Origin of the sequence: Cysteiniphilum marinum (assembly GCF_014857925.1) — a bacterium.
Lineage (GTDB): Bacteria > Pseudomonadota > Gammaproteobacteria > Francisellales > Francisellaceae > Caedibacter > Caedibacter marinus.
Window position 1 is genome coordinate 1 of sequence record NZ_JACYVZ010000047.1, and the last position, 13,994, is coordinate 13,994.

The 13,994-nt window shown below is 37.1% G+C and carries 17 protein-coding genes; all 17 read right to left on the bottom strand.

Translation table 11 applies throughout. From position 1 onward, the window contains the following. Positions 1-378 precede the first annotated feature (378 nt). The 17 genes from IE867_RS13160 to IE867_RS13235 all read right to left on the bottom strand — a co-directional run bounded on the left by IE867_RS13160 (position 379) and on the right by IE867_RS13235 (position 13,686). A complete protein-coding gene (locus tag IE867_RS13160; protein WP_192485174.1) occupies positions 379-1,266 on the bottom strand; it encodes a hypothetical protein in 888 nt (295 codons plus the stop codon). 191 nt (positions 1,267-1,457) lie between these two features. Further along, positions 1,458-2,273: a PD-(D/E)XK nuclease-like domain-containing protein gene (locus tag IE867_RS13165; protein WP_192485175.1), complete on the bottom strand. Its 816-nt coding sequence runs from the start codon at positions 2,271-2,273 to the stop codon at positions 1,458-1,460. Next, on the bottom strand, positions 2,270-3,034 hold the full coding sequence (locus IE867_RS13170) for a Rha family transcriptional regulator (protein WP_192485176.1): 765 nt from the start codon (positions 3,032-3,034) through the stop codon (positions 2,270-2,272). The genes IE867_RS13165 and IE867_RS13170 overlap by 4 nt, the downstream gene beginning before the upstream one ends. After that, positions 3,031-3,270 (bottom strand): hypothetical protein, encoded by a 240-nt coding sequence (locus IE867_RS13175; protein ID WP_192485177.1) that lies wholly within the window; start codon positions 3,268-3,270, stop codon positions 3,031-3,033. The genes IE867_RS13170 and IE867_RS13175 overlap by 4 nt, the downstream gene beginning before the upstream one ends. Before the next feature lie 80 nt (positions 3,271-3,350). Continuing rightward, entirely contained in the window at positions 3,351-4,025 is a 675-nt protein-coding gene (locus tag IE867_RS13180; RefSeq protein ID WP_192485178.1) for a hypothetical protein, read from the bottom strand. An 83-nt stretch (positions 4,026-4,108) separates the two neighbouring features. After that, positions 4,109-4,288: a hypothetical protein gene (locus IE867_RS13185; protein WP_192485179.1), complete on the bottom strand. Its 180-nt coding sequence runs from the start codon at positions 4,286-4,288 to the stop codon at positions 4,109-4,111. 791 nt (positions 4,289-5,079) lie between these two features. Then, on the bottom strand, positions 5,080-6,018 hold the full coding sequence (locus IE867_RS13190; protein WP_192485180.1) for an Rpn family recombination-promoting nuclease/putative transposase: 939 nt from the start codon (positions 6,016-6,018) through the stop codon (positions 5,080-5,082). Between the two features lie 9 nt (positions 6,019-6,027). Beyond that, a complete protein-coding gene (locus IE867_RS13195) occupies positions 6,028-6,366 on the bottom strand; it encodes a RecX family transcriptional regulator (RefSeq protein ID WP_192485181.1) in 339 nt (112 codons plus the stop codon). A gap of 197 nt (positions 6,367-6,563) precedes the next feature. Beyond that, entirely contained in the window at positions 6,564-6,698 is a 135-nt protein-coding gene (locus IE867_RS14850; protein WP_263971905.1) for a helix-turn-helix domain-containing protein, read from the bottom strand. Positions 6,699-6,735: 37 nt separating this feature from the next. Continuing rightward, positions 6,736-6,999: a hypothetical protein gene (locus IE867_RS13200; RefSeq protein ID WP_192485182.1), complete on the bottom strand. Its 264-nt coding sequence runs from the start codon at positions 6,997-6,999 to the stop codon at positions 6,736-6,738. 3 nt (positions 7,000-7,002) lie between these two features. Next, positions 7,003-7,719 carry a TIR domain-containing protein gene (locus IE867_RS13205; protein WP_192485183.1) on the bottom strand — a complete coding sequence of 239 codons (717 nt, stop codon included), beginning with the start codon at positions 7,717-7,719 and terminating at the stop codon, positions 7,003-7,005. A 10-nt stretch (positions 7,720-7,729) separates the two neighbouring features. Further along, on the bottom strand, positions 7,730-10,321 hold the full coding sequence (locus IE867_RS13210) for a DEAD/DEAH box helicase (RefSeq protein WP_192485184.1): 2,592 nt from the start codon (positions 10,319-10,321) through the stop codon (positions 7,730-7,732). A gap of 2 nt (positions 10,322-10,323) precedes the next feature. Continuing rightward, entirely contained in the window at positions 10,324-11,940 is a 1,617-nt protein-coding gene (locus IE867_RS13215; RefSeq protein WP_192485185.1) for a site-specific DNA-methyltransferase, read from the bottom strand. Between the two features lie 151 nt (positions 11,941-12,091). Next, positions 12,092-12,508, bottom strand: coding sequence for a hypothetical protein (locus IE867_RS13220; protein ID WP_192485186.1), 417 nt, complete (start codon positions 12,506-12,508; stop codon positions 12,092-12,094). A 123-nt stretch (positions 12,509-12,631) separates the two neighbouring features. After that, the gene (locus IE867_RS13225; protein ID WP_192485187.1) at positions 12,632-12,844 is read right to left on the bottom strand and encodes a hypothetical protein; all 213 of its coding nucleotides are present in this window, start codon (positions 12,842-12,844) and stop codon (positions 12,632-12,634) included. A gap of 156 nt (positions 12,845-13,000) precedes the next feature. Continuing rightward, positions 13,001-13,105, bottom strand: coding sequence for a helix-turn-helix domain-containing protein (locus IE867_RS15045; RefSeq protein ID WP_192485188.1), 105 nt, complete (start codon positions 13,103-13,105; stop codon positions 13,001-13,003). After that, on the bottom strand, positions 13,069-13,686 hold the full coding sequence (locus IE867_RS13235; RefSeq protein ID WP_318779351.1) for a recombinase family protein: 618 nt from the start codon (positions 13,684-13,686) through the stop codon (positions 13,069-13,071). The genes IE867_RS15045 and IE867_RS13235 overlap by 37 nt, the downstream gene beginning before the upstream one ends. Positions 13,687-13,994: the final 308 nt, after the last annotated feature.

The window sequence follows — 13,994 nt, forward strand, 5'->3', positions numbered from 1 at the left end:
TTTACAGGGTCAATACGCCCTAAATTAACGATCCAATCTATCATCTATCTGCTCCAACCAAGTTAATATTATACACTTGATTAGAATTAAACCGGTGAGCTGTAGATTTAATCATCTCATCTCCTTTTATTTTTGGTTCGGTTTGTGTGTGTTCACAACCTTTTTGCAACAAGCCATTTAGAAATGCCTGTCAAGGGCGCGTAGCGTGCCATTTAACCTTGACAGGTATTTCGGGCTTGTTAAAAAAGACATTAAAAACTAGGTTGTCACACGTGAGCGTAAGCGGAGTGTGACTCAGTTTAAGGCGACAGATTTTTAATTTCTTTAAGCAACTTAGTTGCGTAGAATAAGAACAGATTAAGCGGTGACTTTCCCTAACTATGCAGCTTGACTTTGGCTATCCTTAACCGCTTCCTTAACTTTGATCACTTTACGCATTAGCTGCTCGTGCGTTTTAGCTATGACGACTTGATCATCTAGCTTAGCAAGATAGACTTGCTCGATCTCGGAATCTTTGAACGGCTTTTTAACTTTCAACAGCTCCGCTTGGTACATCTGGCAATCTTTGATAATGCTATCGTATGGCGTTAAGGTGATGGTTAGATATTTGCTGTCGATGACTTCTAAACCTGAGCCTAAAACGTCTGTTTTGTAGGTATGAGGTAACGTAAGTTGTGTACTGTAATTGTCGTTATACTCAAGATTAAACCGATCACCAAAATACAAATAGCCGTCAATCACTCTATACTTGCCTGTGGTAGTATAAACATTAATATGCTCTAAACTAGCACGGCTTAAGCTTTGCCATAACTTACGCGCTAGCATAAGTTTATACAAACTAGAAAAACCTTTGTTTTCGCTGTTAATGGCTGAATTAATATAGCTATCATCGCTAATTTCTTCATGCCTATAGCTTGGCTCCACGTTATACCAAACATGATCAGCAAATCTTGAGTTAGGCAATTCATGGCTTAAGGTAAACAAACGCTTTTGCACAAAGTGATCAATACATCTATCGGCTGACTTACCCGCTTGATATTTAATGTCTCCTGCAATCTCTTTGTGCAGTCTACTCATTCGTTCAGTTACCTCTTTACGGCTACTGTCACATAAGGTATTAAGATCAATTTTACGTAAAATGGCTAATTTAAAGCACTGTACAGCGTATGCTTTGCTGTAATTACCTAATCCATACATACCGCCAAGGTAAAGGTTGGTGTTATTTGTTGTAATTTCTGGCTGATTTGTTTTGTTTTTGACTAACATAGTTTGAATCCTCTTAAATTTTGTCTATGGTTAATGTGTGTACTTGCTTTTTCCTTTAGTCTTCCTTTGTATTGTGACAAGTACACACACTTTCATTTTTACTATACGGACTATATGCCCTGTTTTATCTTTTTTTAGTAGTAAACGCCATATTCTATAATGGTTTGTTGATGGTGGATCACCTCACAATACTAAGCCACTAACTCAATCAAGTTCCCGCCATTGTAAGGCACGTTGAAATTGCCCCTTTCCCCTGCCTTGGCAAAGATTTCTAAGGCTTGGGTGTATTTACCCCTACCTTGTTCAATTAAACCGTGTGACAGCTTGTAAACGCCATAATTAAATGGGGCATTGGTTTCTATAGCGATAAAATAAAAATCAAAGTCTTTACCTGTGGCTTGCTTGAATCCGTCAACATAAAAGCTCGCTGATAGGTCATAATGGTATTTTTTGGTGGTAAAGCTGAAATTAATATCATCAGCCAAGCTTGACGTGGTTTTTAAATCAACGATATAACCCTGCTCAAGATTGATATAGTCGGCTCTTGCCTTGCAATTTACCTTGCTTGCTTCATCTATCCAAAAAACAGACTGCTCAGCTATCCCGCCACTTAATAGCGTCCTGACTAACTCATTTTTTGCTAAGTTGTGGCGCATTTCCTGCGCCTGTAAAAAATCATCGGTACTGACAAGCTGCCTTGTGCCTACCGTTTCAATTAATTCCTGATAGTCCGCTTTGCCTTGCTTGGTGTTGCGCTTAGGAATATCAGCAACCACGTATTCATCATCAAAGGTCTTAGGTTCAAGCACCAACGAATGAAACATTGTGCCGAATTTCATTGCGGGCGTTGAATCTGTTTTGTTTTGGCGTTTGTAATTGTAAAGCCAAGGACTAATAAGCAAGTCTTTACAGTTGCTTGATGATATAGGGTCGCTGCTGTGGTAGTCCTCGTTGCTTAGGTTGCTGATAATTTCGTTTAATGGGTAAACTGTTTTAATGTTGCTCATGATGCTTTAGCCTCTAATTTGTTGATTTCGTCAATAATGCTGCTGTACCATTTGAATTGCCTAACTGGCGCACCGTCTGAGTGTCGCTTGCCTGTATCTTGATATACGCCCCAAGGTTCACCTTTAGCAGTTATTGCCCAATAGTTACGCCCTTTTACGTCTTGGGCTTTTTGTTGGTAGCCGTACTCAGCTAACAGTTTGTTAAGTTCTTGAGCGTTAAGTTTACGGTTGAGTTCTCTACCTATTTCAGTAACTGTTAGCAATTGCTTTTGCTCATGCGCGATAAGCTCAACGCCAGATAACTTGATTAAATCAACGCCTGTTGCTTTGAATCCTACTTGAGAACATGACAAGGCTAACTGGTTGTTATCCTTGATGAAGCCTTTTAATGCGTCTTTGGCTGCTTTCATTATCTTAGCTGCTTCAAGATAGTTAGCTGTGCTTATGGTTGGTGTCGGCTCCACTGGTAAAGTACCTTGTGCCGTTTGTTGTTCGAGTTCTTGCCAACGGTCAATAATCGCTGCACGCATTTTGATGTTATAACCAGATACTAAAATTAAGCTTTCACGTTTGGGTAAGTTGTAGCATTTTAAAGCCCTGCCTGTAGTGTCTATATAGCTGCCCTCAAATTTGAGGTGAGCTATTTCTAACTCATTAAGCATTTTTTCAATATCACGTAAGATATTATCATGACGCTTGCCTGTAAGCTCCGCTATCTCACGGCTTGACATAGTTTGTCCTGTTGTCATTAATCCATTCATGCTAAAAATCCTCCTAAGTTGCTAACGTCACGTTTTAAATACGGCAAGATCGATATAACCGTGTCTTTTTTGCTGTTATTGCCACTTTTAAGCACGTTGACGCTGTTTTTATTATATTTTTCAATATGGTATTTATCCCACTTGATAACGCTGATTGTGCGCGATTTAAGGCTGCTTTGCTTGGTGGTGTTGGTTTTGGTGTTCTTTTTACTTTTCGTTTTTGCTGAAAAAAACATATAACTCGCTCCCTGTGCCTGTAGCACACGTTTAAAAATTAAAAATTTGACTAAAGTTGATTGCTTAAAAAACGCTTAAACTAAGCGGCTTCCTGTCCTTGTTCGACTAGCTCAAAGTGCCATAGTCGGTATTGATGATTCCCTTTACTTTTCTTGGTTTCGCCTTTGGATACTTGAATTTTTAACTGTGGGAGTTGGGTTATTTTGCCTTGAAGTTTTAGCTGCATGAAAAAACCGCTAACTCTTGATACACTGGTCGGAGATATTGACAGCACCACTAACTTTTTATTGTGCTTATCGTTGGTGTGAAGTTGCACGAGTACGTCAAGGTAGCGTTTCACTACTGGTGTTCTTCCTTGCTCTGCCATTTGAGCAATGAATTTTTTTAACGGCTCTCCGTCTGTGGTGACGATACCATCAGGGGAATATTTAACGTCTTGGTAGTTGTCGTCGTTTGCGTCACTCAAAACGTGCTTTTCAGTGGTTTTGATCACGGTAACAATGAAGCTATTGGGGTTGTAATCAGGGTCGGCTTTCATTTCAAAAGCATTGCCCTTTAAGCTGATAATGGGGAAACTGGCATAGTCAAACTCTAACCCATCTAAGCCAAACTCGGCTAATTCTTGCTTGATACTATCCTTGCTAAAGGCTGTTTCAGTGGCGATTGTGGGTTGATTGGTTGCGGTGTCTTTCGTCACTGTGACGTTGGTTTGTTCGTTTTGAGTGTTAGTAACTGTTGTTGTGTTCTGTTCCATTGTGATTTTTCCTATACAAAATTGTGCTAATGCCCTTTTGTGGTTAGATAAAGGGGCGGTTTAACGGTTATTGATCTTGATTGTTACGCTGACAGTGAAGCGATACGTTGAGCTAATTGCTGTTGTTGTGCTTTCCACTTTGCGCTTATCTTGGCAAAATAGCTGTCGAATTTGTCGCAAGCGTCAAGGTAGCTATTGATCGATTGTATAGGGGGTTGATTATTTTGATTTGTCGGGTTGACAGATTGGGTAATATTTGACATATTATGACCTCTTGATGAAAAGGTGATTGTTAAAGTTTACTAGGCTTATGAAACAATCACCTTTTTTGTTGTCCTTAAAAAATAACTGCTTAAATATTTTACAACTCTAAGCGTTAGTTGATGCCTTAATTAAGCATGTGTTTATTATACCAAAGTGACAGAAAAAATCAAGCGCAAAGCTATGTTTTATAAGGGTTTGAGCGATATTTATTTACTGTTTTCGAGGCGTTTTTTCTGGTCAAATTCTTTAAATTGTGATAGCATAGTACGTACTAATGGGAGTGTGTGCGCTCGTTTCGAAAACCCCCATTGACTTATAACATCACAGTCAATTTCTCACGTTATTTTCAGCCAATATTCATAGCAAAATTAAACCTTATCATCTATTACTTGATATAACGATCACTGATAAGGAGAATCAAAATGGCTAAGCAACAGAAAGAAACAAAAATACCATCGCTTTTTACATTAAACATAAAAGCAGCAGATTACTTTATTACAAAATTTAAGCCGATTAACTTCAAATTCAACTAACCACTTTTGATTATATTTCAAGCTCCGCAAATTTTTCACTGCAACAAGCAAAAGAAAATCAGCAACGTAAGTTGCGTTGAAATTTAGCGTGTCCGTAACAGTTATCTAATCACCTCAAACAACCTAAACCAACGACAGCGTAAACATAACATCAAGTAATGATAACCTTGTTTATGGCTCCCGATACAAATACGCTTCACCGAATCCTTGGCACGTTTGCATCGGTCACATTTGACTTTAAAATTTGACTTCATGGATTAGTGTTGTGTTTTGCTATCCACTTCATTTTTTAGTTTAAGCACCGTATCAAGGTCAAGTCCAGTAGCCTTTGCAACTTGGTCTACCGATAAACTCATGCCGAATAGATTACGTGCCGTTTCCTGCGCCTTTAAAATGGCACCTTGCTGCATACCTTGCTGCATACCTTGCTGCATACCTTGCTGTTTCCACTGTTCCGCTACCGTCATAACATCACCTTTTAAATCTGGTTTACTGTCTATTATCTTATCATAAAATGCGTCAGTTTCCATATCCGAATATTGCGACATATACCGAATCAAAACCTGTCGGGCAAAATGATCATAATCTTGTATTTGATGAACAGCAATACCAAGCTTACCGTCAATGTTCTTTTCTCTGATTGCCTTTAGTATCAACTCATAGCCAGAGATAAAACCATGCTCTAATATTTCCTCGTCACTGTAACGGTTAAGGTCAATAAACTGTGTTGTAAAAGCGTACTTTTCAGCTAATTCTTTATTGGCAAAGTAATCGTTAATATTAAGACTATGACTAAATGGCTTTTTATTGGCATAGTAAATAATCGATACCACTAACGGCAAATCTTTAGTTGTCTTGTGCCGTTTAATATAATCTAGCAAATAAGACGTTTGGTAATGGCGAGTACGAATAACAATCGTGCCATCATCACCTGTTTGGCTCTCAATATGCACAAAGACAGCGCCATTTTTACCGTCCTTGAATTTGAACAGAAAAGTAAGGTCTGACTGCTCTTTTTGTTTTTTGTTGTCCTTCTGTTGTTGCCTGATATGCTCGACATTAGCAGATTCTAACTTGACACTGTGCCAGTCAACTAAAGCGATAAGCTCCTTGGGCAAGTAAGTCATCAAGAAACAAATAGCAAAGTCTCTATTGCTGATTAAGTCTTTAAATACACGGTCGTGTTTGTCTGCCATTATGTTGCTCTACCTACTTTCATCGCTAAAATACTCATCAATCCCCTTTTGCACCAACTGATAATTAAACCCTTTACCTAGCAGATATTTTAACAGCTTTTGCTTCTTATCATAATCCGTTTTGCCTTTGATTAAAGGATACTTGGCACTAATTCTGCGTAAGACATTATTAAGCTGCTGCGCCTCGTCAACGACAACTAACTTGTCAATCATGCCTTGCGGTATTGCTTTCTTTTTGAGCTTATCAATCAATGCGCCTGTTGATATATCTTGGTTACTTTCAATGATACGCATCGCTTTATTTTTCAGTAGCATGTTATCGCTAATATTGGCGTTGTCTAGGCTCATGATACAGTCACCTATTTGTTTTGATGGGATTTTTGAACTTCAATTACTTTGTCGTATGACAATTTAAGTATCGATGCAATCAATGACGCAGATTTTCCCTGTTGTAGTAAATATAAAATTTCTCTGATCGTCTCTTGTGGCAATTCATTTGACATCTTTGCTTACCTTTTAAACTTCCCTAAACTCAACCAAATCATTTACCACTTAACCACTCGCTGCAAATGATCTATTTCGTTTTCAGTCACACCTAACATTTTTGCAATAACTGACTTTGGCATACCGTCTTTAATCATTTCGTATGCTTCATTGATTTTGTCTGTTTTATTTTCCATGTGCGCTATCCTTGTTATTATTAGCTAACCGCTTATTTTACCTTATCGGCTCCCACCTCTCAACTACCATTACAAAATCATTGCTATAACCGTTGTCGTCTCTAACTTCCTTTAACCAATCCGCAACCGCATCGTGTAAATCGTAAGTTTCCTTGGCTTTGGCAAGGTTTGATATGCCAACAGTGACGCTGCATCTTTCAATGTAGATGTTGTTGTCGTTTGGTTTGGTGAAGTCACAACGTAGGTGACAACGCCATGATTTTATTTTGCCTGATTTTTTGCGGGGTTTTTTATTGCTCATTTTTTAGAAGTTATTTCTTATAAATTTATTAATTTCTGATTTTTTAGAAACAATATTGTTTTCTAAGTCATCTTTATTATCTGAATAAAGATATTGTTCGTAAACAAGTCCATCAAGATCACTTGGTATTTTTACCATATCGGGGATAAGTATCATATTTTTACTTTTTCCTAGACTCCCAAGAAACACACCAAGTTCTAACAAAACATTATCCCTAACAACATAACACTCTTTCCCGTTATCTCTATATTGAATATCATCTGGTGCAAAAATAAATATTCCTCCGTCATGGGATTTGGAAATTTCTAAGATCTTCTCAAGTATAAAGTCACCTGTTGTAAAAATATTTTCCCAATCTGTAAATCTTGCCTTTTTATGGTGATTACTCATGATCTTCTCTAAAACAACTCTTGCGGACTCATTTGATGAAGATGCTAAAAAAATCTTAGGTTTTGATTCATTTACATTATGCCGATGAATCTTAGCTAAAGGTTTATTTTCAAGCAGAGAATACATCCCTTTGCCATGACGCTGAAATATTGGGTTGCTACTTTTTAAATTCTTACTAAAGCAAGCATTTACAGTGTTGTGCGGTGTATTTCCACCTACTGCATGATAGTTTTTCGTGATTATTTGAGTTGTCACATCTTTATAGTGCATCGATTCTAATTTATTGTCAGAGAATACTTTTTTAATCGCTTCTAGTAGTTCAGTACTCATATACCCCCCCTCATTTCAATAATCCATTAATCTGCTCAAAAACCCCTCTGCCCTGCTCATCTTTGTTTGTAGCCATCAAAAACAAATTATTAGACAACTCAGCCCAACGATGACCTATTAACTCTTTTTGCTTACTGTCCTCATTAGTAAGCAAATGCTGCCCCTTGTATTCAACGATTAATAACCGTCCATCTTTAAGCTTGGCAATAAAATCAGGATAAAATCTATCCGTATCTGTCGGCAACCAAAACGATTTATCAGGTTGCTTCTCAACATTCTTAACCCAATACTCTATATTGTCGTGCATATCAAGCACCTTGGCACACTCGATTTCTTCCTTGTTCATATACGCTATTTGAGGATAGTAATGCTTCTTAAAGTCATAATTACCATCATAATATTTATTAATCGGGTAGTTTATTGGAAACTCAAACGCATGCTGTGATAAGTCAACTTGCATTATATCATTATCTAGCAAAGACAACTGAAAACCTTTCTTTTGCTCTGTTTTTCGTGCTTGATTAATCCTATCTTTTAGCACTTTTTGAAGCACATATTTACCACGAACTAAAGCGGCTATATCCAAGTCGCCACGTTCAAGCAATGCTTGTATCGTTTTTCGTACATATTCAAGTAAATGTTGAGATGTAATATCACGTGAACGTAAATTGTGATTAAACCAAGAACATAAATCATTAACCGTAATATTGGTTTTGATACCATATAACGACAACTGTTCTTTTTTACCTAAAAACCCTACTTGCATTTTTTGATTGGCAATGTCGATGATATATTGCTTGCCATCTTCATCTAGTGAAAAATCATCTTTAGTCAATGGCTTATAATAATCTGCAATTCGCCAGTCACCTTGCAAATGTAAATAAGATTCTGGTTCGGCTATATCCCAATCATCATCAAGGCATAGGCATAATTGAGGGAGTATAAAACGCTCACCTCGTTGTGATGGGCTTAGTTTTTCAACTTTCTCTTGCACTTTTACATCAAGGCTTTTGGCAACTTTCTGCTTTTCTTCTGGGTCTTTAATCCCCTTAACTATATTGCTTACAGTATCCTTGGCTATAATACCCTTGTAAGTAACTTCTGTTATACCGTCATCATTCTTTGTCACTGTTATGTTTGATTGATCAACTAAATCAAGATTATAAGTATCAAAGTCACCGCTTAACGAAAATTGTATAACATCTTCAACCTTATCATTAAAGCCATCTAACGGTTGCTGATAAACAACTTGCTCTGCTTCCCGCTTTTCAAAGCCCATTTTAACTAAACAATCTTTTAATTTATCAACGGTATTGAGCCAACTTGTTGATGCTGTATGTGTATACGCTCGATTAAGCTCTTCTTGTTTTCTTCTTTTGGCGTAAGGCATTCTCAATACTCGCCCTATTAACTGCTCAATCGCAGTCGGTGAGGTTGTATTCGCTATTGAGCATAACACATAAGCAAAAGAACAATCCCAACCCTCTTTTAAGGCTTCTACAGTGATAATGTAACGTATCTTGCAATTGGGATTAAAAAGGTCTAATCCGTCTAGCTCTTTTTGTGTACCTGTCGCTATCGCGATTTCTTCTTCTTTGATTTTTTCAGATTCAATTAAATGTCGTTTTAATACTTCTACGGTTATATCACGGTCTTTTTTCTCCGCCTGAAATAGTACGATAGGACGTATATACTGATCTTCAAGTTTAGAGTTATTGGCTAATTCCTCTAACTTTTGCCGTGTCTGTATACTTTGCTCTACAGCTACTTGCCATGTTTTTGCAGGCTCAACAACTAAAGGTAACTTTATCATTTCCTCCGCTTTTAGCTCTGCTGCTGTCACTGAATGAATTACATTACTATTTTTAGCGGGTGTTGCTGTATACTCAACAACACAAGCTGCATTAACACGCCTTAAGACTTCAATACTTAATTCTGATTTTGCATTATGCGCTTCATCAACAATGACTAAAGGTCTATACCAGTGCAACAAATTCACCAATGAATATTTTAATTGGCTAGAGTCATCTAAAAACTCCATCGAATCTATCGCTGATATTTTACTAAAATGTGGCTCTAGGTTTTCATCATGGGCATATACCTTGCGCCCATTGGTGTCGTCTACTCGCAAAGATTGAAAGGTTGAGATAATAATACATGCGCCACTATCAATATCAGCAGGGCGTATTTGTCTAAAATCAGCAATATCAAATACTCGAAACTTACCACCAAATGCGTCATTTAACACTTGCCTGTTTGGGTGATCTTCATCAGTTAGTGTTTCTAAAGTTTGTTGCTTAATCTTATCGGTTGGCACAAGCCATAATGTTAAGGGGTAGTCACTTTCAAGATAATGTTCACTCGCTAATTTTATAGTATGCGCTGATAGTAACGTCTTACCTCCGCCTGTCGGTAATCTTAAGCAAACATAAGGCGCATCTTCCAATCCATCTAAACTATTAAATGGCTTATATTGCCCCTGACCATAATTTGCTTTTTGGATTGTGTCATAGGCACTTTTGGGGACTGAAAATCTTGCGCCAGAAAGATAACTTTTTAATACTTCAATTGTGTTGATCTGATATTGTTTTAATTTAAACATAACTAACTGCTCTTAACATCATAAGGGGTTTGCTTGAAAGTAATATTTAACGCTTTAAGTTTCTTATCACTTATACGGCTTGATTCACCATAAATTACCTTTGCGCCATCGTGTTTTGGTAACGTATCCAATATTTTATTGGTCAAGACGTTACCGCCATGTGGTCTTTTATCGCCTAAGATTCCGTTATACAAAAGATAATATGCTACGTCATTATGAATACCCAAAAATGCTGATTTGTCTTTGGATTCAAAAGGTGTGTGCGTTTCACAAAACCACACATGAGCTGCTAAGTGGTCAAATTTAATTTTAGGGTTTATGTGTCCTTTGTCGTCAAAGATAGGTTCGCCTAGGTGATAAAACCTAAAACCACCGCCACCTTGCCAGTTTAATTCTTTTGATATACCCGTTGAATCTGATTCCACTACCAACTTTAATCGTTCAGAGCAATGAGTTTTAGCGTGTTCACCCATTTCAATGCCAATATATCTACGCCCCATTTTATGAGCAACTGCTGCTGTAGAACCAGAACCAAGAAAGCTATCAAGCACAAGATCACCAACATTAGAAAATCTATCAAGAATCAAGCGCAGTAAACTTTCTGGTTTTTTACCTGACCTAAAGTCAGCATTACCCTCGTGCCTACAATTACCAAAACTGCTAGAAAAATCATAAAAATTAGGAATGGGAACCTCTTTAACTGCACTGCCCAATTTCAATGCTTCAAGGGTGGTAAGTGGTATCCCTGAATAAAATTTACCTTTTGTAGCTGCGGCTTTCTTAGGTCCTGTGAAATATCTATATCCCAAACCATCCTCACCAATTCCCTCAACTTTATATAAACAGTTTAATCCATCAGTATCTTTTCTAGTAGCAATATGCAAATGTAAAAACTCCCCCGAGCTTTTTTTTTGCTTTATCAATGAACCAGTCGCCCAAGTTTCTTTTAATCCATCAAAAGAAGAATTTATTTTTTCAATCTTATATTCGCCTTTCCTAAATAAAAAAGCTTGTTTACCTCCAAGTTCCAATGGCTCACCTTTTGATAGCTCTGTTATTTTCCACTCAAATTTTTCTATGCTATAAGATTTTTTTACTTTATTCGGCTTTGATTTTCCTTTTGAGTATACAAAGCATTGTTCAATAACTTTTTGATAATTACTATCTTCTGCTAAAGTTTTATTAGAATATCTAACTTGAAAATAAAGAGAAGTTTGATAATTTTGCCTGCCAAAAACTTCATCCAACAAAATTTTTAAGTAGTGACTTTCAGCATCATCTATCTGACAACAAATAAAGCCTCCGTCAGATAAAAGTTCTCTTAATAATTCAAGACGAGGATACATTAAAGAAAGCCATATTGAATGTTCCAAATTATCATCATAATGCTGGAATGCTCCCCCAGTATTATAAGGTGGGTCGATATAAATGCACTTAACCTTACCCGCATAATAAGGCAACAAAGCCTTTAACGCATCGAGATTATCACCCTGTATCAACATATTTTCAGTATCTTTATCACCATAAGATAAACTATCGTCAACTTCTAATAATCTATACGGTACCTTACTACTTTTTCTTATGCTTTCCTCTCTATTGAGCCATTGCAATATTGGCATTGAGTAAATACTCCCTTAATCAAAATCATATAATCAAACCTTAATCTGCCGCCAATAATAAAACCAAAAACCGCCAAGGACTACTAAAAACTAAGATTATGCTGCAAACTAAAGACTTACTGACTAATACCCAATCAATAACCGTGTTCCATCACTCAAACACTGCCTCACAATCCTCCCTCATCAACCTAACCGTCATTTCCTTATTCAGATATACCTCCCTTACATAATATAGACTTTTCGCATACTCATCATCAGACTCAATCGTCCACGAAACAAGGTCTTCCCTCATAAATGCTGACCCTTTAATCTTCATTGCCTCACTCGGCACCGCATAAGGCTTCTTCAAATAAAAAACCCCAGTGTACCTATGCCCTATTGGTAGCTTTTGCCTTTTATCTTGAAGCTTGGCTATCGTTTTGTTGACATAATCAAGGGCATTATTGAAGTCAGCTTCACTGGATTGTTCAATAAAGGTTTTCTTTTTGTAGTTGAGTAAATGGGTTATTTGGTTGAGTGTTGAAATATCTGCTTTTAGGTTTTTGCGTTGGGCTATGTTGAAACTCATGGTGAGCCTTTGGTTTAGGTGGTGTTGGTGGTGTTGGTGGTGTTGGTGGTGTTGGTGGTTACGTTAGTGTGGTTTGGGGTTGGTGTCAATTGGGATTGCCGCTGCTTTTAACTTTTAAATGACTCACCACTTCTTATAAAGCACATTTTGATAACTTAACTTATTTGATCTTACAACAGTTAAAATCTCTTGATACTCTAGATGCTTGTCACAATCTGGCACATAATGACTAAGATTCACTTTGTGATAACGGCACCACTTTCTAACCGTGGACTCTACAAATCCTGTCAACTTTACAACGTCATCGTAAGTATAACCTTGAGATTTAAAGTACATTAAAGTATCTTTAACTGGCTGATTATATGTTATCTTTAACTGTTTGGGGAAAGTTGCTATGCAGTGTTGGTTGCCCATGATAATGTTTTATTAAATCTAAATTTTGAATATGCTACTACCAATATGATTAAAAATAAAGCAGGCAGTAATTTAAATTCATTTATTCCAAACCTTATAAACACTATCCCGACAAATACCCAACTCATTGGCAATTTTGGTCGCACCTATGCCTTGGCAATAGCATTTTCTTGCGCTTCCCATCTATACAAAGTTGCTCGTGATACTTTTGCCATCTTCGCTAAGTAGCTAACTGTATAATTGCCACTTTTCATTTTCTCGACAATTTCACGCCTGATTTCCGCATCAGTGCCATAACGCCTGCCTTTATATCTCCCCTTTTCTTTGGCTCTTTGCACACCATCATAAATGCGCCTGTTAATGAGCTTGCGCTCGAACTCTGATATTGAACACATCATACCAAAAAGCAACATGCCTATATCAGTATCAGTGTCCATCTGCTCTTTAAGCGATATAAAAGATACGCCTTTATTTTTTAGTAGCGTGATAATATCAATCAAATCTTTTAAACTGCGCCCTAACCTATCAATGGCAGTAACAACAACAGCATCACCAGATTTTACTGTTTCTAATAACGCTGTCAATTTTGGTCTCTTTGCACTTGCTCCACTAATAGATTCTGAAAAGACTTCATCGCAGCCTGATTTTTTAAGTTTCAAAATTTGATCATCTAAAGAAGCGCATTGCTTTTTAGTTGACACTCTCGCATATCCATATTTCATTGAATCGGTCAAAGTGTATTGTAATTTACTTATATAATACATTTATTTGCGAGATATTTATATGCAACACTTAGCCATTTGAATATAGCATAAGCCTATACCTTATATAATAAGACTCACAACCTCATAGATTAAAATTTAAACGTCACCCCATTTTTTAGTGTACGTTAGACTATAGTCTAATGTGACACTTTACTATGCCCTGCCCTTTTCATCGATGCTATCAATTCTTCTGACCAATTCCTTAACGGCAATTCTGGTCATTGCAGTATTACCTGATTGCTTTGCTTGTCGGTAACATCTTGCTATTACTTCAATCAAACCAGTGTCTGACAACTTTTGTTCGCTTC

Excerpts from the sequence above, each read along its gene's own strand:
- IE867_RS13160 (WP_192485174.1), bottom strand. The coding sequence starts at position 1,266 with ATGTTAGTCAAAAACAAAACAAATCAGCCAGAAATTACAACAAATAAC.
- IE867_RS13165 (WP_192485175.1), bottom strand. The coding sequence starts at position 2,273 with ATGAGCAACATTAAAACAGTTTACCCATTAAACGAAATTATCAGCAAC.
- IE867_RS13170 (WP_192485176.1), bottom strand. The coding sequence starts at position 3,034 with ATGAATGGATTAATGACAACAGGACAAACTATGTCAAGCCGTGAGATA.
- IE867_RS13175 (WP_192485177.1), bottom strand. The coding sequence starts at position 3,270 with ATGTTTTTTTCAGCAAAAACGAAAAGTAAAAAGAACACCAAAACCAAC.
- IE867_RS13180 (WP_192485178.1), bottom strand. The coding sequence starts at position 4,025 with ATGGAACAGAACACAACAACAGTTACTAACACTCAAAACGAACAAACC.
- IE867_RS13185 (WP_192485179.1), bottom strand. The coding sequence starts at position 4,288 with ATGTCAAATATTACCCAATCTGTCAACCCGACAAATCAAAATAATCAA.
- IE867_RS13190 (WP_192485180.1), bottom strand. The coding sequence starts at position 6,018 with ATGGCAGACAAACACGACCGTGTATTTAAAGACTTAATCAGCAATAGA.
- IE867_RS13195 (WP_192485181.1), bottom strand. The coding sequence starts at position 6,366 with ATGAGCCTAGACAACGCCAATATTAGCGATAACATGCTACTGAAAAAT.
- IE867_RS14850 (WP_263971905.1), bottom strand. The coding sequence starts at position 6,698 with ATGGAAAATAAAACAGACAAAATCAATGAAGCATACGAAATGATTAAA.
- IE867_RS13200 (WP_192485182.1), bottom strand. The coding sequence starts at position 6,999 with ATGAGCAATAAAAAACCCCGCAAAAAATCAGGCAAAATAAAATCATGG.
- IE867_RS13205 (WP_192485183.1), bottom strand. The coding sequence starts at position 7,719 with ATGAGTACTGAACTACTAGAAGCGATTAAAAAAGTATTCTCTGACAAT.
- IE867_RS13210 (WP_192485184.1), bottom strand. The coding sequence starts at position 10,321 with ATGTTTAAATTAAAACAATATCAGATCAACACAATTGAAGTATTAAAA.
- IE867_RS13215 (WP_192485185.1), bottom strand. The coding sequence starts at position 11,940 with ATGCCAATATTGCAATGGCTCAATAGAGAGGAAAGCATAAGAAAAAGT.
- IE867_RS13220 (WP_192485186.1), bottom strand. The coding sequence starts at position 12,508 with ATGAGTTTCAACATAGCCCAACGCAAAAACCTAAAAGCAGATATTTCA.
- IE867_RS13225 (WP_192485187.1), bottom strand. The coding sequence starts at position 12,844 with ATGTACTTTAAATCTCAAGGTTATACTTACGATGACGTTGTAAAGTTG.
- IE867_RS15045 (WP_192485188.1), bottom strand. The coding sequence starts at position 13,105 with ATGGGAAGCGCAAGAAAATGCTATTGCCAAGGCATAGGTGCGACCAAA.
- IE867_RS13235 (WP_318779351.1), bottom strand. The coding sequence starts at position 13,686 with ATGTATTATATAAGTAAATTACAATACACTTTGACCGATTCAATGAAA.